This is a genomic window from Amycolatopsis sp. NPDC004079 (assembly GCF_040610415.1).
GTDB classification, from domain to species: Bacteria; Actinomycetota; Actinomycetes; order Mycobacteriales; family Pseudonocardiaceae; genus Amycolatopsis; species Amycolatopsis halotolerans.
Genome location: NZ_JBEXMH010000073.1, coordinates 23,054 through 41,345, shown reverse-complemented (window position 1 = coordinate 41,345; position 18,292 = coordinate 23,054). Strand labels below are relative to the sequence as shown.

General features: G+C 70.0%; 10 protein-coding genes and 1 pseudogene. 9 read left to right on the top strand and 2 right to left on the bottom strand.

The window, feature by feature from the left end; genetic code table 11:
• Nucleotides 1-361: 361 nt before the first annotated feature.
• The 4 genes from ABZX37_RS42195 (at nt 362) to glgB (ending at nt 7,835) form a co-directional block, all read left to right on the top strand.
• Entirely contained in the window at nt 362-2,341 is a 1,980-nt protein-coding gene (locus tag ABZX37_RS42195) for an alpha-1,4-glucan--maltose-1-phosphate maltosyltransferase (RefSeq protein WP_354749471.1), read from the top strand.
• 88 nt (nt 2,342-2,429) lie between these two features.
• Nucleotides 2,430-4,223: a maltose alpha-D-glucosyltransferase gene (gene treS / locus ABZX37_RS42190; RefSeq protein WP_354749469.1), complete on the top strand. Its 1,794-nt coding sequence runs from the start codon at nt 2,430-2,432 to the stop codon at nt 4,221-4,223.
• 1 nt (nt 4,224) lies between these two features.
• Complete coding sequence (locus ABZX37_RS42185; protein ID WP_354749468.1) at nt 4,225-5,628, top strand: aminoglycoside phosphotransferase; 1,404 nt, start codon at nt 4,225-4,227, stop codon at nt 5,626-5,628.
• Nucleotides 5,629-5,633: 5 nt separating this feature from the next.
• Nucleotides 5,634-7,835, top strand: a complete 2,202-nt coding sequence (gene glgB, locus ABZX37_RS42180; protein WP_354749466.1) for a 1,4-alpha-glucan branching protein GlgB — start codon at nt 5,634-5,636, stop codon at nt 7,833-7,835.
• 162 nt (nt 7,836-7,997) lie between these two features.
• Here the strand turns inward: glgB and ABZX37_RS42175 are convergent, their stop codons facing one another.
• Nucleotides 7,998-8,990 carry a helix-turn-helix domain-containing protein gene (locus ABZX37_RS42175; RefSeq protein WP_354749464.1) on the bottom strand — a complete coding sequence of 331 codons (993 nt, stop codon included), beginning with the start codon at nt 8,988-8,990 and terminating at the stop codon, nt 7,998-8,000.
• An 85-nt stretch (nt 8,991-9,075) separates the two neighbouring features.
• On the opposite strand from ABZX37_RS42175, the gene ABZX37_RS42170 reads away from it, so the two are divergent.
• From ABZX37_RS42170 to ABZX37_RS42160, 3 genes and pseudogenes are all read left to right on the top strand, one after another.
• Nucleotides 9,076-13,197 (top strand): S8 family serine peptidase, encoded by a 4,122-nt coding sequence (locus ABZX37_RS42170; protein ID WP_354749462.1) that lies wholly within the window; start codon nt 9,076-9,078, stop codon nt 13,195-13,197.
• A 206-nt stretch (nt 13,198-13,403) separates the two neighbouring features.
• Nucleotides 13,404-14,228: pseudogene (locus ABZX37_RS42165) on the top strand (glycoside hydrolase family 16 protein); the annotation flags it as partial.
• Nucleotides 14,229-14,431: 203 nt separating this feature from the next.
• Nucleotides 14,432-15,934, top strand: coding sequence for a trypsin-like peptidase domain-containing protein (locus ABZX37_RS42160; protein ID WP_354749460.1), 1,503 nt, complete (start codon nt 14,432-14,434; stop codon nt 15,932-15,934).
• Between the two features lie 31 nt (nt 15,935-15,965).
• Here ABZX37_RS42160 and ABZX37_RS42155 read toward each other — a convergent pair whose 3' ends face one another.
• A complete protein-coding gene (locus ABZX37_RS42155; protein WP_354749458.1) occupies nt 15,966-16,787 on the bottom strand; it encodes an oxidoreductase in 822 nt (273 codons plus the stop codon).
• 79 nt (nt 16,788-16,866) lie between these two features.
• On the opposite strand from ABZX37_RS42155, the gene ABZX37_RS42150 reads away from it, so the two are divergent.
• Both ABZX37_RS42150 and ABZX37_RS42145 read left to right on the top strand, forming a co-directional pair.
• Entirely contained in the window at nt 16,867-17,391 is a 525-nt protein-coding gene (locus tag ABZX37_RS42150; protein WP_354749473.1) for a MarR family transcriptional regulator, read from the top strand.
• Nucleotides 17,392-17,455: 64 nt separating this feature from the next.
• Nucleotides 17,456-18,016 carry an isochorismatase family protein gene (locus tag ABZX37_RS42145; RefSeq protein WP_354749456.1) on the top strand — a complete coding sequence of 187 codons (561 nt, stop codon included), beginning with the start codon at nt 17,456-17,458 and terminating at the stop codon, nt 18,014-18,016.
• Nucleotides 18,017-18,292: the final 276 nt, after the last annotated feature.

Sequence of the window (18,292 nt, the reverse complement as noted above, 5' to 3'; positions counted from 1 at the left end):
GCGCCGCGGGACACAGTCGAGATCCCGCAGCTGTAGGCCGGCCGAGGTCCGTGAAGGACTCCTTGCGGGAATCAGATTCCCGCAAGGAGTCCTTCACGGACCTGTCGCCGGGTGGTACTGGCGGGTAATCACCGGAACGTGGCGGGCGATTGTTAACGCAATTCGGCGCTTGTGTTGCGGGCGGGAGACGGGAATGCGTCGGGGAGTTCCGCCGAATGGGCGCGTTTCGCCCGACCGGGTGGCGGGAATTTCCGAAAAAGGCCCCGCTGTCAACGGCTTTGGAGGAATCAGGCACACTGACCGTGCTCGCGGAGGCACACTCCGACCACACTCCCACCCACCGTGAAAAAGGGGCATTGCCATGACCGGCAGGCTCGGGATCGACGACGTCGCACCCATTGTCAGCTGCGGCCGATATCCGGCCAAAGCCGTTGCAGGCGAACATTTTCCCGTCACGGCCACGGTCTGGCGGGAGGGCCACGACGCGGTCGCCGCGACGGTCGCCTGGCGCGGTCCGGGCGATCGCGCCGCGCGCCAGACGCGGATGGCCGAGCGGGGCCGGGGGCTCGACCGGTTCGGCGCGGTGATCGTGCCCGACGCCGAGGGCATGTGGACCTACCGCGTCGACGCGTGGAGCGATCCGTGGGCCACCTGGGAGCACGCGGTCGAGGTGAAGATCGCCGCCGGGCAGGGGCCGGGGGAGCTGGCCAACGACCTGGAGAGCGGGGCGCTGCTGCTCGACCGGGTGTCGCGCCGCCCCGAGCGCCGGGCCGAGCGCCCGCTGCTCGCCGGGGCCGCGGCCGCGCTGCGCGACGACGAACGCGACCTCGCCGAGCGCGTCGGCCCGGCGCTGTCGCCCGAGGTCCGCCAGCTCATGCACGATTTCCCGGTGCGCGAGCTGATCACCAAGGGCCGCGTGCTGAAGCTGTGGGTCGACCGCAAACGCGCCGCTTTCGGTTCCTGGTACGAATTCTTCCCCCGTTCGACCGGCGGCGTCGACGCGCAGGGCCGCGCCGTGCACGGCACCTTCGCCACCGCCGAGCGCGAGCTGGACCGCGTCGCGGGCATGGGTTTCGACGTCGTCTACCTGCCGCCCGTGCACCCCGTCGGCCGGGTGAACCGCAAGGGCCCCAACAACACCCTCGACGCGACGCCGGACGACGTCGGCTCGCCGTGGGCGATCGGCGCGGACGAGGGCGGGCACGACGCGATCCACCCGGAGCTCGGCACGATCGAGGACTTCGACTCCTTCACCGCGCGCGCGGACGAACTCGGGCTCGAGGTCGCGCTCGACCTCGCGCTGCAGGCCGCGCCCGATCACCCGTGGGTGGTCAAGTACCCGGAGTTCTTCACCACCCGCCCGGACGGCACCATCGCCTACGCGGAGAACCCGCCCAAGAAGTACCAGGACATCTACCCGGTCAACTTCGACAACGACCCGCGCGGCATCTACGACGAGGTGCTGCGCGTCGTGCTGCACTGGGTGTCGCACGGGGTGCGCATCTTCCGGGTCGACAACCCGCACACCAAGCCGCCGGACTTCTGGGCGTGGCTGATCCAGTCGGTGAAGGACGCGCATCCGGACGTGCTGTTCCTCGCCGAGGCGTTCACCCGCCCGGCCCGGCTGTGGGGGCTGGCGAAGCTCGGCTTCACCCAGAGCTACACGTATTTCACCTGGCGCACCACGAAAGAAGAGCTGACCGAGTTCGGCACGGACCTCGTCGAGCACTGGGATCACGGACGCCCGAACCTCTTCGTGAACACTCCGGACATCCTGCACGAATCGCTGCAGCACGGCGGTCCGGGCATGTTCGCGCTGCGCGCCGCGCTCGCCGCGACGATGTCGCCGACCTGGGGCGTGTACTCCGGCTACGAGCTGTTCGAATCCGAGGCGGTGCGGCCGGGCAGCGAGGAGTACCTCGACTCGGAGAAGTACCAGCTGCGCCCGCGCGATTTCGCCCGCGCGCTCGCCGAGGGCCGTTCGCTGGAACCGTGGCTGACCCGGCTCAACGCCGTCCGCCGCGCGCACCCGGCGCTGCAGGGCATGCGGTCGCTGCGCTTCCACCACGTCGACAGCGAAGCGCTGCTGGCCTACTCCAAACAGGACCCGGCGACCGGCGACACGGTCGTCACGGTGGTGAACCTCGACCCGCACGGAGCGCACGAGGGCACGCTCTGGCTCGACCTGCCCTCCCTCAGCTTCGACTGGTCGGAGCGGCTCATCGCGCACGACGAGGTCACCGGCGAGACGTGGGACTGGGGCCAGGCGAACTTCGTCCGGCTCGAACCGTGGCGGGCGGTCGCGCACATCGTGGCGCTGCGCCGCAGGCTCGCGGCCTGAACTCCGCACCAGCATTTCGCGAGTGGTTATCCCGCCTCCGTTCGGGATAACCACTATTCAGCACAGGCACTCAGGACAAGGTGGAACGATGGACGAAGACAGCCGGCCCGGCGCCGCGGCGGGACTGGCGGACGTGCCGCACACGGGGGAGGCGGTGACGGCCGACGGCTTGCTGGTCGAGCCGCAGGCGGACGACTTCGCGCACGCGCACGCGGCGCCGAAGGACCCGGAATGGTTCAAGAGCGCGGTGTTCTACGAGGTGCTGGTGCGCGCGTTCGCCGATTCGAACGGCGACGGCACCGGCGACCTGCGCGGGCTGGCGGGCAGGCTCGACTACCTCGAATGGCTCGGGGTGGACTGCCTGTGGCTGCCGCCCTTCTACGCCTCGCCGCTGCGCGACGGCGGCTACGACATCAGCGATTTCCGTGCCGTGCTGCCGGAATTCGGCAGCGTCGAGGACTTCGTGTACCTGCTCGACGAGGCGCACCGGCGCGGCATCCGGGTGATCACCGACCTGGTGCTGAACCACACGTCGGACGCGCACCCGTGGTTCCAGCAGTCGCGCTCGGACCCGGACGGCCCGTACGGCGACTACTACGTGTGGAGCGACGACGACTCCCGCTACGCGGACGCGCGGATCATCTTCGTCGACACCGAAACGTCGAACTGGACCTACGACCCGGTGCGCGGCCAGTTCTACTGGCACCGGTTCTTCACCCACCAGCCGGACCTGAACTACGAGAACCCGGCCGTGCAGGACGCGATGATCGACGTGCTGCGGTTCTGGCTCGACATCGGCATCGACGGCTTCCGGCTCGACGCAGTGCCGTACCTGTTCGAAGAGGAGGGCACCAACTGCGAGAACCTGCCGCGCACGCACGATTTCCTCAAGCGCTGCCGGAAGGTCGTCGACGACGAGTACCCCGGCCGGGTCCTGCTGGCCGAGGCGAACCAGTGGCCGACCGACGTGGTCGAGTACTTCGGCGACGCGGAGTCCGGCGGCGACGAATGCCACATGGCGTTCCACTTCCCGCTGATGCCGCGGATCTTCATGGCGGTGCGCCGGGAGTCGCGGTTCCCGATCTCGGAGATCCTGCTGCAGACGCCGCAGATCCCGTCCGGCACGCAGTGGGGCATCTTCCTGCGCAACCACGACGAGCTCACGCTCGAGATGGTCAGCGACGAAGAGCGCGACTACATGTACTCCGAGTACGCCAAGGACCCGCGGATGAAGGCCAACATCGGCATCCGCCGCCGGCTGGCCCCGCTGCTGGACAACGACCGCGACCAGCAGGAGCTGTTCACCGCGCTGCTGCTGTCGCTGCCCGGGTCGCCGGTGCTCTACTACGGCGACGAGATCGGCATGGGCGACAACATCTGGCTCGGCGACCGCGACGCCGTCCGCACCCCGATGCAATGGACCCCGGACCGCAACGCCGGGTTCTCCACCTGCGACCCCGGCCGCATCTACCTGCCCGTGATCATGGACCCGGTGTACGGGCACCAGGCGCTCAACGTCGAGGCGCAGGCCGACAACGCGTCGTCGCTGCTGAACTGGACGCGCCGGATGATCGAGGTGCGCAAGCAGCACCACGCGTTCGGCCAGGGCGATTTCACCGACCTCGGCGGCTCCAACCCGAGCGTGCTCGCCTACCAGCGCCGGTGGCTGCGCCCGGACGGCCGCGAGGACGTCGTGGTCTGCGTCAACAACCTGTCCCGTTTCCCGCAGCCGGTGGAGCTGGACCTGTCCGCGCACCAGGGCGCGACGCCCGTCGAGCTGACCGGCGGGGTGCGCTTCCCGGACATCGGCGAGCTGCCGTACCTGCTCACGCTGCCCGGCCACGGGTTCTACTGGTTCCAGCTGCTCGAGCCGGAAGAATGAGGTGAGTCCGCTGTCGCACCACGGTTCCCCGCCCGCACAGCCCGAACTGTCCGAGGTGTCCGGGGCGCTGACCGCCCTGCTGCCGGACTGGCTGCCCGCGCAGCGCTGGTTCGCGGGCAAGGACCGGCCGGTCGACGAGGTCCGCCCGGTCGAGCTGACCGTACTGGCCGGGCCTGATCCGCTGCTGGTGCACACGGTCGTCGACGTGCTGCAGGGCGACCGCACCGAGCCGTACCAGCTGCTGGTCGGCCGCCGGTCCGGGGTTCCCGAGGTCGCTTCGGCGGCGGTGCTCGGCGAAGGCCTCTACGAGGCGAGCGGCGACGCGGACCTCACCGCCGGGCTGCTGGACCGGATGGCGGCGGGCGGGTCCGCCGGGCCGCTGCGGTTCGCGGCGGAGCCGGACGCGACGCTCGAGCCCGGCCTGCGCTCGCGGCCGATCACCGCCGAGCAGAGCAACACCTCGCTGGTGTACGGCGGGCAGTACATCCTCAAGCTGTTCCGCAAGCTCAGCGCGGGGACGAACAAGGACCTGCTGCTGCACCGCGCGCTGCAGGACGCGGGCTGCAAGCACATCGCCCGCGTGGTCGGCTCGATCTCCGGCGAACTGCACGGCGAGCCCGCGACGATGGGGATGCTGCAGGAGTTCCTGCCGGACGCGGTCGACGGCTGGGCGATGGCGACCACGAGCGTGCGGGACCTGCTGGCCGAACCGGACCAGGCCGCGGCCGAGGCGGGCGGCGACTTCGCGGGCGAGTCCGAGCGGCTCGGCGCCGCGGTGGCCGAGGTGCACGCGGACCTGGCGACCGCGCTCGGCACCGAGCCCGCGGACAGCGACGAGCTGGACCGCACGGTGCGCGCGATGACCGAGCGCCTCGACCAGGTGTCCAGCGTGGTCCCGGAGCTGGCCGTGTACGCGCCCGCGCTGCGCGAAGTGTTCGAAACGGTGCGCGCGCACGAGTCGCCGATCGTCATGCAGTACATCCACGGCGATCTGCACTTGGGCCAGGTGCTGCGTACCGTCAACGGATGGCTGTTGCTGGACTTCGAAGGCGAACCGGCCGCCCCGGTCGCGGAACGGCACGCGCTGCGCTCGCCGCTGCGGGACGTCGCGGGCATGCTCCGGTCGTTCGACTACGCGGCGCACCAGCGGCTCGTCGGGCAGCCCGAGAACGCGGACGTGACCCGGCACGCGATGGAATGGGCCCGGCGCAACCGCGCCGCGTTCTGCTCCGGGTACGCCCGCGCCGGCGGCCCGGTGGGCGACCCGCAGGCGCAGGCGGGCCTGCTCCGCGCCTTTGAACTGGACAAAGCCGTGTACGAGGTCGCCTACGAGCACGCGAACCGGCCGGACTGGCTGAGCGTGCCCCTGGCGGCGATCGCCCGCAGCACCGACGGAAGCGAGTGACCCCCGTGAACGCTGTCCCCGCGGAACTGCCTTCGGCGGCGCCGTCTCCGCTCGACATCGACCGGCTGCTGGCAGGCGAGCACCACGACCCGCATTCGGTGCTCGGCGTGCACACCGACGGCAGCGACATCGTCGTGCGCGCGCTTCGTCCGGGCGCGACGTCGGTGTCCGTCGTCGCGGGCGAGCGCCGCGTTCCGCTGGAGCGCGTGGCGGACGCGCTGTTCGCCGCGGTGCTGCCGGAACATCCGGGCGACTACCGGATCGAAGTCGGCTACGACAACCACACTGTCGTCACCGACGATCCGTACCGCTGGCTGCCGACGGTGGGGGAGCTGGACCAGCACCTCATCGGCGAAGGACGGCACGAGCGGCTGTGGGACGTGCTGGGCGCGCACGTGCGCCGGTACGACACTCCGAATGGCGTCGTCGAAGGCGTGTCTTTCGCGGTGTGGGCGCCGACCGCGCGCGGCGTGCGGGTGATCGGCGACTTCAACGCGTGGGAGGGCCGCGGCCACCCGATGCGCTCGCTCGGGTCTTCGGGCGTGTGGGAGCTGTTCGTCCCCGGCGTTTCCTTGGGCAGCTGCTACAAATTCCGCATCCTCGGCGCGGACGGGCACTGGCACGAGAAGGCCGACCCGATGGCGTTCGCCACCGAGGTGCCGCCCGCGACCGCGTCGAAGGTGACCGAATCGTCGTATGCCTGGGGCGACGACGACTGGATCGCCCGGCGCGAGGCCACCGACTGGGCGGACGCGCCGATGAGCGTGTACGAGGTGCACCTCGGCTCGTGGCGGCCCGGGCTCGGCTACCGCGAGATGGCCGACCAACTGGCCGACTACGTCGAGGAAACCGGCTTCACGCACGTCGAATTCCTGCCGGTGGCGGAGCATCCGTTCGGCGGCTCGTGGGGCTACCAGGTCACGTCGTACTACGCGCCGACGTCGCGCTTCGGTTCGCCGGACGACTTCCGGTACCTGGTCGATCATCTGCACCAGCGCGGCATCGGCGTGCTCGTGGACTGGGTTCCCGCGCACTTCCCGCGCGACATCTGGGCACTGGCGAGGTTCGACGGCAGCCCGCTGTACGAGCACGAGGACCCGCGCCGCGGCGAACAGCCGGACTGGGGCACGCTCGTGTTCAACTTCGGCCGCAACGAGGTGCGCAACTTCCTCGTCGCGAACGCGCTGTTCTGGCTGGAGGAGTTCCACCTCGACGGCCTGCGCGTCGACGCGGTCGCCTCGATGCTGTACCTCGACTACTCGCGCAAGGACGGCGAGTGGCTGCCGAACGAGTACGGCGGCCGGGAAAACCTCGACGCCGTAAGGTTTCTGCAGGAACTGAACGCGACTGTCTACAAGCGACACCCCGGCGTGGTGATGGTGGCCGAGGAGTCCACCGCCTGGCCCGGCGTCACGCGCCCGACGCACTTGGGCGGCCTGGGTTTCGGCTTCAAGTGGAACATGGGCTGGATGCACGACACGCTCCGTTACCTGTCGCACGAGCCGATCCACCGGGCGTACCACCACAACGAGATGACGTTCTCGCTCGTGTACGCGTGGAGCGAGAACTTCGTCCTGCCGCTGTCGCACGACGAAGTGGTGCACGGCAAGGGTTCGCTGTGGGAACGGATGCCCGGCGACGACTGGAACAAGGCGGCCGGCCTGCGCTCGCTGCTGGCGTTCATGTGGGCGCATCCCGGCAAGCAGCTGCTGTTCATGGGCGGCGAGTTCGGCCAGCCGCGCGAATGGTCGGAGTCGCGGTCGCTGGACTGGCACCTGCTGGAAACCCCGCTGCACCGCGGAGTGCGCGACCTGATCCGGCAGCTGAACGCGATCTACCGGGACACCGCGGCGCTGTTCAGCGGCGACGTCCGGCCCGAGGGCTTCCGCTGGATCGACGCGAACGACTCGGCCGGGAACGTGCTGAGCTTCCTGCGCCTCGGTGTGGACGGCTCGCGGCTGGCCTGCATCGCCAACTTCGCCGGGGTTCCGCACCATGATTACCGGGTCGGCCTTCCCGCTGCGGGCCGGTGGACCGAGGTGCTGAACACGGACGCGGAGTCGTTCGGCGGCTCGGGGGTCGGGAACTTGGGAGCGGTGGAGGCGTCTGAGGAGCCTTGGCACGGTCAGCCCGCGTCGGCGGTGGTGCAGCTTCCGCCGAGCGGGGTGTTGTGGTTGCTGGAGGAACGTCCGTCCACTGAGGACTGAGGCCCGCTACCGCCACCGCCACCCCGCGCACCGCTGCTGGCGTCCGTGAAGGGCCCCTTGAGGGAATCCAAGTCCGTGAAGGGGCCCCTCACGGACAGGTGAGGGTCGTGAGGGGAACCCTGAGGGACTCAGAGTCCCTGAAGGTGGCCCTCACGGACCTCATCACAGCAACCCGCGGGCCATGGCGTTCATCCCGGCCTGAAACCGGGTCGTGGCGTTCAGTTCCGTCATCAGCCGCTGGACCCGGCGCTGCGTGGTCCGCGCGCTCCACCCGAGCGCGCGGGCGATCCCGGCGTCCGTCTGCCCGGACGCCAGCAGCGTGAGCAGCGTGGCGGTATCCCGGTCCCCGCCGGTCAGCGCCCGTGTGATCGGCACCGCCCGGTCCCACTCCGCCTCGAAGAGCGTGACCAGCGCGTCCAGCAACGCCGACGCGTGAATGATGTACGCGGCGTCCACGACGTGCGGCGACGAGCTGATCGGGATCACCGCGACCTTCTCGTCCGCCATCACCATCTTGATCGGCAGCGTCGGCCGCACCCGCGACTTTTCGCCGTGGCTGGCCAGGATGTCGCCGCGCAACCGGCCCGGCACGGCGATGGCGGCTTGCGCGTAAATGACCCGATAGGCGATGCCCGCTTTCAACCGCCGTTGTTCCTCGCCGAGGTTCGCGCCGGGCGGCTTGACGTACGGCGGCCGGTCGAAACCTCGGATCTGTGTCCGGGCCTCCTCCTGCAACCGCAGCACGCGGCTGTCGATGTTCTCCGTCCCGGTGACCACCTCGACCAGCTCCGCCGGATGCGTGAACCGGCTCGCCTCGCGGTGCACTTCCATCAGTTCTTCGATTTTCGCCCGTGCTTCGCGCAGCTCGGCGGCCCGTTCCGCGGCCAGCGCGCCGAGCGCGAGATCGGGCGGCGCGGCGAGATAACGCGCCGGTCTTCCGGGCACACGGCTCGCCAATCCGGCTGCGGTCAACCGGGAAAGTGCGCGCGACACCTGCTGCGCGGACAGCCCGCATTGCTCGGCCACGTCCGCCGCCCGGGTGCGCGGATGCCCGACAAGCGCGGTATAGACCCGGATGTCCGCGGGCGGCAGGCCGAGCGCGGACAAATCCGGCGCGGTCTGGCGGGAATCCGCCACCTGGCGACTATTGGTCATGGTGGCTATCTTGCGCCACGCCGTCGCGAGCTGGGAAATTGATCCGACCACTGACCCCCGTCCCCCCGACCTGAAAGGGGGCGCTGTGTCTCGCGCCCGAACGTCCTCGCTGCGCATCCTCGTCGCCTCGGCCACCGCCGCGGTGACGCTGTGCGGCCTCGCCGCGGCTCCGGCTTCCGCCTCGGCGCCACCGGATCAGCCACCGTCCAGACATGTCGCGATGCCGGACGGGGGAGCGGTCACGCTCGCCGCCGACGGCACCGCGACCCGCACCGACGCCCACGGCAAGACTGTCGCGAAAACCGTGCTGCCGCTTGCCCAAGGTACGTCCGCACTCGGCGATTTCGCCCCGACCGACGACGCGGTCCGCGCCGCCTTCACCCGTCAGCAACCCCACGACGTCGTCCTGCGGCTAGCGCCGTCGACATCCGTGACAGGCCCGCCGATTGCGGCGGGCAAGCGGGCCGCTCGCACTTCCGACAACGTTGTCAACGCTGCTCTCACTGATGTCGGCGCAACGTCGGTAGAGCCCGTCTTCCCTGACGCCACCGACGTTCCCGCACTCTCGAAGACCGTCCTGGTGCACCTTCGTGGCACAGACGCAGCCCAGGCCGCGCAAAAGCTGTCGAAGACGCCCGGTGTGGTGAGCGCCCGCGTGAACCGCCGCGTGTCCGCGATGTCCACCGGTCCAGTCCCGGTACCACAACCGTCCGTCCAGGCCGCGCAGCAGAAACGCGCGCAGGCCAAGCCGCCCGCGCCGCTGCCGGACAACTACGGCGTCAGCTCCTCGGCGGAGAGCTACCTCAACGCGGGCGGCACCAACGCACTCGGCGCGTACAGCCTGCTGAAATCGAAGTACGGCCAACTGCCCGGCACCGGCCAAATCATCACCAACGTCTCCATCGGCGACCTGACCGACCAGGGCATGGCCGACTCTGGCGACCAGTACGTCCGCACCTACGGCCCGACGACGATCGTCCGCGACGGCCAGCGTTACCTCGATCTTCCGTCCATGCCGCTGATCCCGACCTACACGGCGAGCCCGTCCGGCCGCCTGGACCCGCTCGGCTCGGCGGAGGGCCAGGACCCGGGGCTCGGCGAAGTGCTGCTCGACTTCGGCGTGATGGCCCCGCTCCCGCACGACGCGCAGCGGCCGGACGCGACCGGTTCCGGCTACACGGACCTGCTCGGCATCGCGCCGGGCGCGCAGTACCGGCTCGTCGTGCCGCAGGAGCCGACCGTCGACCAGATCGCGGTTTCGCTGCTGGCCGCCGCCCGGCAGACGCCGCGGCCAGACGTGATCACCGCGAGCCTCGGCGAAGGCACGGACACCGTCGGCTTCCCCGGTCGGTACCTGGAAGACGATCCGGTGCTGCAGTCCGTGGTCAGCACGATCGTGCACCAGTACCACATCGTCGTCACCATCTCGGCCAACGACGGAACCCGGCTGTACACGCCGACCGCGGTCGGCCCGGACGGCGGCAGCACGCCCACCGACGTAACTCGCAACGCTGGTGACACCACCGACATCGACGACGACGCGTACTCCACGACCCCGACCAAGGTCCTCGACAGCGGCGCGATCGCTGTCGGCGGCACGACACTGGACGACACCCTCTCGGTGCCGCAGCGCTCGGGCACGCCAGCCGCGCACAACCCGACATACGCCACGACCCGCTTCAACGGCAGCGCGGCTTACTCGTCCGGCTTCGGCTCGCGGGTCAACATTTCCGCGCCCAGCGACGGAATTCTCGTCTATCAGCACACCGAACACGGCTCCGCGCAAGACGTGACGCCCGTGCTGAACGGCGGAACCTCGGCCTCCGCGCCGATGACCGCCGCCGCGGCAGCCGTCGTGCTCCAAGCGGCGAAACTGACTGGCCGCCCGATGAACCCGCTCGACGTCCGGAACGTGCTGACGCATTCAGCGCGACCGGTCTCGACCCCGCCGCAGGCAGACCGGCCGGTGACCGTCGGACCGCAGCTCGACGTGACTGCCGCTCTCCAGTCCGTACTCGGCGTCCACACTGCTCCGGCGATCGCGCGGGTCTCGGTCGCACACCGGGTGACCACCGGCGGTCTCGGCGCTGCGTTCCTGGAGGACGCGCCGGACGGCCGGATCGACCTCGCCACCAACGGCACCGGCGAAGGCCTGGTCGGCCCGGTCACGATCGGAGCCGACGTCGTGGGCGCACCGCCGGGCGCGTCGTACGCGGTGAAGGTCGGCGGCAAGGAGTTCCGCTCAGCGGTACCCGCGGTCCGGCTGAGCCCGACCGAACTCCTGACTGCGGCCGGAATGCCCGTCGTAGCAACAATAGACCGGAGCGTCCCGGTCACCTTCGAGGTCCGGATCGCGGGCTGGCCGATCGCGTCGGCCACCCGAACGCTGACTTTCGGCCCGACCGACGGCACCTACGCCGAAGCACAGGCCCCGGTCGCGCCCGCGACTGTCCACAGCGGACAGTCGACTAGCGTGCACTACGACCTCACCGGCGTCCGCAACCTGTCGAACCCGCAGCTGGTCGTCTCGACGCTCGGCCACTGGAGCCCGGTCAGCGCCCCGCTGTTCGGCACCACCTTTACCGCCCCGCTGCTCGCGACGTCCGGAGACATTCTCGTGCCAGCCACGGCATTCGCCTCCGGCAGCGGGATCTACGGCATCGGAATCGTGCAGCGCTCGGTCACCGGCAGCGTCGGCGATCCGGTGTACGGCGAGTTCACCGCGGTTCGCGTCGGCGGCGATGCCGGACAACGGCCGGACGCGCCCATCCTCGGCACTGGCCACCACGCGGAGATCACCCGCGCCGCACCGGGATTCTCGGTCGGCTACGACGTCCGCGGCATTCACGGCGCGACCGGTGCGGCGGTCGAGTTTTCCGCACCCGCACCGACGCTGTTCAAATCGCTCAACACCGTGACGAACGCGAACGGCGACACCCGGGACGCAGGCGGCCCGAGTGCCGGATCGGTTGCCTACCAACAGCTTCCCGGCCGCAATGGCACTGCATCACTGGACGCGGGCAAGCTCGGTCTGGGCGGTTCGCTGTCCTACAACGTCCGAGTCTTCGCGACCGACGCGCACGGACGGATCCTCGGCCAGGCCTCGCCCACGTCCTTCCTCACCGTCGACGACGGACTCGCGCCAGGCGACACCGTGGTGACGAGCTTCGCCGCATCGGCCACCGGAACGTCGTACGTCGCGCTGCGCGAACCCGGCGCGGGGGAGTCGGTGCGGGAGTACGACACCGCCAAGGGCACCTACGGCCGGGCACTCGCCAGCGACGAATCGCCGGACCGCGGATACCAGGTCCTCGGCGCAGATCCAGACGCGCATCGGCTGGCACTGCTGCACTTCGGCGGCGATCAGTCCACTGTGGAGACTTACGACACGGCTTCGGGCAAGCTCGTCGCCAGCGCCTCCGCAACCGGTTACTCGCTCGACGGCGGACGCGTCGATCCGGTGCACCACCGTGCCGCGCTCCTGGCACACCACGACGGCGACAACGCCGATACGGTGCTTCCGCTCGACCTCGCCACGGGCACGTTCGGCAAGCCAGTGCCCGCCGACCCGCCGGGCGTGGGGGCAGGCGCGTACCGGATGCTCGACCTCGATCCGGCGAACGGCTACGTCTACCTGAGCCGGGCCAACAGCAGCCTGATCTGCTTCAGCGGCGGTGCCGGTCCGGTGGCTCGCGTCGACCTGAACTCCGGAGAGGTCCGGCGGGCGGACGGCGGCAGCGGATGCGCGACCGGGCTGGCGGTCGACTCCGGAGCCGGGCGGATCTACCAGTCGGACTACCGCGCGATCAGCCTCAACATCGTCGGCACGTCGTCGCTGGTGTCGGTCGACGAGGCGACGCTGGCGCCGGCGGGCACCATCGGCGTGCGCAAGCAGAAGGGCGGCTTCCTGGCGGTCGACGGCGTGCACCGCCTCGGGCTGGAGGCGTTCCGGACGCCGCCGGTGCTGTCGCAGTTCGGCAAGGTCGGCGGCGTGGTCACCGACAACAACGCGACGAGCCAGTTCGCGGTCGTCGACCTCGCCGCCGGGAAACCGGTTGCGGTGGTGCCGGGCCTGAACTTCGTGGCCGGTCCGTTCGGCGGCGAGTTCGACCCGCTGACCGAGCGCTCGGCGCAGCTCGACCCGGCCGGCCGCATCGGCTGGGCGCCGTCGGCGGACGGACGTCAGCTGCAGCAGTTCCGGTACTGATCAAGCCGGATGGCCGGACCGCTTGCCCGTCCGGTCATCCGGCCTTGCCCGGAATTCCTTCCGGGAGCGCCTTTCCCGGTGCCGGTCGGAAAATGACCCACGGAACGTCTTGCCGGTGAAGGCGCTGGTGGGCATACTTTGTTGCCATCCACAACAAACCCGGGGTGGCGCCGCCAGGCCGCCCCTCGAGTGATTGAGGGATGACGATGACGTCCACGCACACCTCCTCCCGCTGGCGGCGGCTCGCGATTCCCGCGGCGCTCGCCGTCGCCAGTGCGGTCGCGCTGACGCCCGCCGGGAATGCCGCCCCCGCAGCCGCTCCGGCCGCCGGGTTCTCCGACGACTTCAACGGCCCTGCGGGCGCACCCGCCGACGGGGGCAAGTGGAGCTACGAAACCGGCGACAACAACGGCAACAACCACGAACGGCAGTGGTACACCTCGGGCGCGGCGAACGGCGCGCTCGACGGCCAAGGCCACCTCGTGATCACCGCCAAGAAAGAGAACTCCGGCAACAACTGCTGGTACGGCGCGTGCCAGTACACCTCGGCGCGGCTCAACACCGCCGGCAAGTTCAGCCAGGCGTACGGGCATATGGAAGTGCGGATGAAGCTGCCGCGCGGGCAAGGAATGTGGCCCGCGTTCTGGATGCTCGGCGGCGGGCAGTGGCCCGATGACGGCGAGATCGACGTGATGGAGAACATCGGCAAGGAGCCGAACACCGTGCACGGCACCATCCACGGCCCCGGTTATTCGGGGGCGGGCGGCATCGGCGCGGCGTTCAACGGCCCGAATTTCTCCGACGACTTCCACACTTACGCGGTCGACTGGTCGCCGAACAAGATCGTCTGGCTGGTCGACGGGCAGGCCTACCAAACCCGTACCCCGGCGGACCTGAACGGCAAGAAATGGGTGTACGACCACCCGTTCTACCTGATCCTCAACCTCGCGGTGGGCGGCGACTGGCCGGGCGACCCGGACGGCAACACCCAGTTCCCGCAACAGCTGGTGGTCGACTACGTGCACGTGAGCTGACCACCCTCGCCGCCGGAATCCCGGCGGCGCGGAGAAGGCGCGGTCTCCGCGGGCCCCGTCCGGCTCTTTTCCGAGCCGGGCGGGGCTTCTTCGTGCCGCCCGCGCGGGTACACAGCTTCCGCACGGACGACGGCAAGGAAAATCTCAGGTACCGGGTGTTTGCTGAGCTGGCGGAGGGTCACGAGACGCGGGAGCGGACCATGAACGAGCAGGAGCGAGGCGGGCAGGACCAGGGACAGCCCGGCTACGGCGGACCGGCGCATCCCTATTCGCCGGGAGCGGGTCAGCCGTACCAGCAGGGCTGGGGACAGCAGCAGGCCTGGAACCCGCCGCCCGGCGCGTACGGCCCGCAGCCCGGCGGCCAGTACGCCGGTCAGCCGCACCCGACCCAGCAGTTCGCCACGCCGTACCACCGGCCGCGGCGGGCGAGTCACCCGTTGCGGACCGCGGCCGTCACGGTCGGCGCGATCGCGTTGTCGGTCGCCGTCGGGCTCGGGGTCGGGCACTTCGTGTGGACGCCGTCCGCGCCACCCGGAGTCTCCGGGAACCAGAACTTCGGTTCGATCGGCAACCAGACCAACCCGTCGAACACGGCGATCGACCCGCAGGCGATCGCGAAGAAGGTCAGCGCGGGCATCGTCAACATCAACACCGAGCTCGGTTATCAGGGCGCGGCCGCCGCGGGCACCGGCATCGTGCTCACCGCCGACGGCGAGGTGCTCACGAACAACCACGTCGTCGAGGGCGCGACCAGCATCAAGGTCACCGACATCGGCAACGGCCAGACGTACACCGCGTCCGTGCTCGGCTACGACCGCAGCCACGACGTCGCGGTGCTCAAGCTGAACGACGCTTCCGGGCTGGCCACGGAGGCGCTCGGCGATTCGTCCTCGGTCAAGGTCGGCGACGCGGTCGTCGGCCTCGGCAACGCCGGCGGCGCCGGGGGAGCGCCGATCCCGGCGGGCGGACGGGTGACCGCGCTGAACCAGTCGATCACCGCGTCCGACGAATCGAACAGCTCGTCCGAGCAGCTGAAGGACCTGATCCAGGTCGACGCCAACATCCAGTCCGGCGATTCCGGCGGCCCGCTCGTGAACGCGCAGGGCCAGGTCATCGGCGTGGACACCGCGGCCTCGGCCGGGTACCAGTTCAACGGCGGCGGCGGACGTCGCAGCCACGGCGGGCTCGGCAACGGCTTCCCCGGAAGCGGCTCGCAGGGCGACTCCCCAGGCGACTCGCAGGGCAATGGTTCGCAGGGCAATGGCTCGCAGGGGTCCAGCGGGAACGAGGGCTACGCGATCCCGATCAACCAGGCGATCTCCATCGCCCACGAGATCGTCGGCGGCACCGGTTCGGACACTGTCCACATTGGAAAGAGCGCGTTCCTGGGCGTGACCGTCAGCGACGCCGGGCAGCAGCAACAGCAGCAACAACAGCAACAGCAACAACAGCAGCAGCAGGGCGGATCCGGCTCAGGCGCGGCGATCCAGCAGGTCGTCCCCGACGGTGCCGCCGCGAAGGCAGGCCTGGCCGCTGGCGACGTGATCACCGCGGTGGACGGCAAAGCGGTCGACTCGCCCACCACGCTGACCACCCTGATGGACCAGCACCACCCGGGCGACAAGCTGACCGTGACCGTCGTCGACCAGACCGGTCAGCAGCAGAACGTCACCGTCGTGCCCGCCGAAGGCCCCGTGGGCTGACCCGCTGGACCATCCGGACGGCTGAGTTCGTTCAGTCGTCCGGATAGCGCGTGTCCAGCGAAACTTCCTCCCACGCCGCCAGATCCGCGAGCTGCTGCTCCAGCTTCGCCCGGATCCGGTTCACCGCCTCGGGCCCGAGCGGCAGCCGCAGCGGGGCGTCCGGCGTGTCGACCAGCTTGACGATCGCCTCGGCGGCCTTCGCCGGATCGTTCGGCTGCGCGCCGTCCTGCGCGGAAAACCGTTGGCGCAGCACGCCTGTCGGAGTGTCGCGATAGTCGTCGATGGGCTCGGAGAACGTCATCGACCGCCCGGCGAAGTCCGTCCGGAACGGCCCCGGTTCCACCAGGCTCACCCGGATCCCGAGCGGCGCGACCTCCCCGGCGAGCGCCTCGGACATCCCCTCGAGCGCGAACTTCGACGTCGCGTACAACGCGTGCCCCGGGTTCCCGACCACCCCGCCGACCGACGACAGCTGCACGATGTGCCCGCTGCGCCGCGCCCGCAGATGCGGCAGCACGGCGCGAGTGACGTTCAGGACGCCGAACACGTTGGTCTCGAGCACCTGCCGCGCCTGCGCGTCGGTCAGTTCCTCAAGTGCCCCCACCAGCCCGTGGCCCGCGTTGTTGACGAGCACGTCAATCCGTCCGTACTCGCTGATCGCCGCGCTCACCGCCGCTTCCACCGACGCCGGATCCGTGACGTCCAGCCGGGCCTTGACTGTCCTCAACCCGTCGAGCGCCGTGGTGTCGCGAGCCGTGGCCACGACCTTTTCCCCGCGCGCCAGCACAGTTTCCGCGAGCACGCGGCCGAACCCGCTGCTCGCTCCCGTGATGAACCAGACGCGTCCGGACACGCGAACCTCCCCAGGACCAGGTACCTTGGTACTCAAACCAAACTACCTTGAGCTTCGAGGGAGTGTCCAGTTGGACTCAGTGGGGGCGGGCCTGCCCGAATGGCTGGCCGTGATGCCGGAGGGCGTGGACGAGCAGGTCGAAGCGGCCCGGCAGCGGATCGGACGGCTGTCGCGGCAGTTCGAACAGGTGCTGCGCGGCGTGGCGGAGGAATACGGATTCAGCACGGGGGATTGGCAAGCGCTGTCGGCTTTGCACCGGTCCGGCCGCGCCGCGGTGCTGACGCCGAAAGAGCTCGGTGACCGCCTGGGCGTCACCTCCGGCACCGTCACCGTCCGCATCGACCGCCTGGAACGAGCGGGCCTGGTAGAACGCGTCGCCGCGGGTTCGGACGGCCGAAGCCGCCCCATCCGCCTGACCCGCAAAGGCCGCGCCCGCTGGGCTGCCGCGACGAAGAAACGCACCGAATGCGAACAGGCCCTGTTCGTGTCGGCCGTAGGCGCGGACGACCTGTCCGACCTGAACGCCGTGCTGGCCCGCCTCCTGACCCGCTTCGAAACCGAATTCGGCCCGTCTTCTCAGCACGATGCCCTGCGCCCGGAGTGATTGCCGCGTTTTTTGTCGGTGGCCGGGTCTAGCGTGAGCGGTACCTGACTGGAGGGAAGACCCGATGACCACGCTCAACGACCGCCCGAACACCGCACTCCTCGTCGTCGACGTCCAGAACGGCGTCGTCGCTGACGCACACGAGCGCGACGCCGTCGTAGCGAACGTAGCCGCCCTGGTTGACAAAGCCCGGGCGGCCGAGGTCCCCGTCGTCTGGGTGCAGCACTCCGGCGAAGGCCTGGAGAAAGGCAGCGCCGAATGGGCCCTCGTCCCGGAGCTGACGCCCTCGCCCGCCGAACCGCTGATCGAGAAGTCTTACGGCGACTCCTTCGAAGACACCACCCTGGAAGCAGTGCTAGCTGACCTGAAGGTCGGCCACCTGGTGGTGAGCGGAGCCCAAACGGACGCCTGCATCCGCTCCACTCTCCATGGAGCCTTCGCCCGAGGCTACGACGCGACCTTGGTGAGCGACGCCCACACGACAGACGACCTCACCAAGTGGGGAGCCCCGCAGCCTGCGCAGGTCATCGCGCACACGAACCTGTACTGGGGCCACCAGACCGCTCCGGGCCGGACCGCGGGCACGGTCGTCACGGAGGAGGTCGCCTTCAAGACGGGAGTCTGACGCCGTCGCTGCTCTGCCTCTGGTCTGCCTCCGGTCTGGCTCCGGCCGGATCGCAGGCAGGGTCGCCACAGAGGGGTCGCTTTCAAGACTGGGCGTGACGCTGGCCTGCTCTGCCCCGGGCGGGACCGCGGGCGGGTCACCACGGGGGAGTTGCCTTCAATCCCAGAGTCTGACGCTGCTCGTCTCCTGGCAGGAGCGTCGGCACGGTCGTCACGAAGGAAGTTGCCTCCAAACTGGAGCCTGATGGCGTCGCCGCTCGGAGCGTGAGACCGTCGC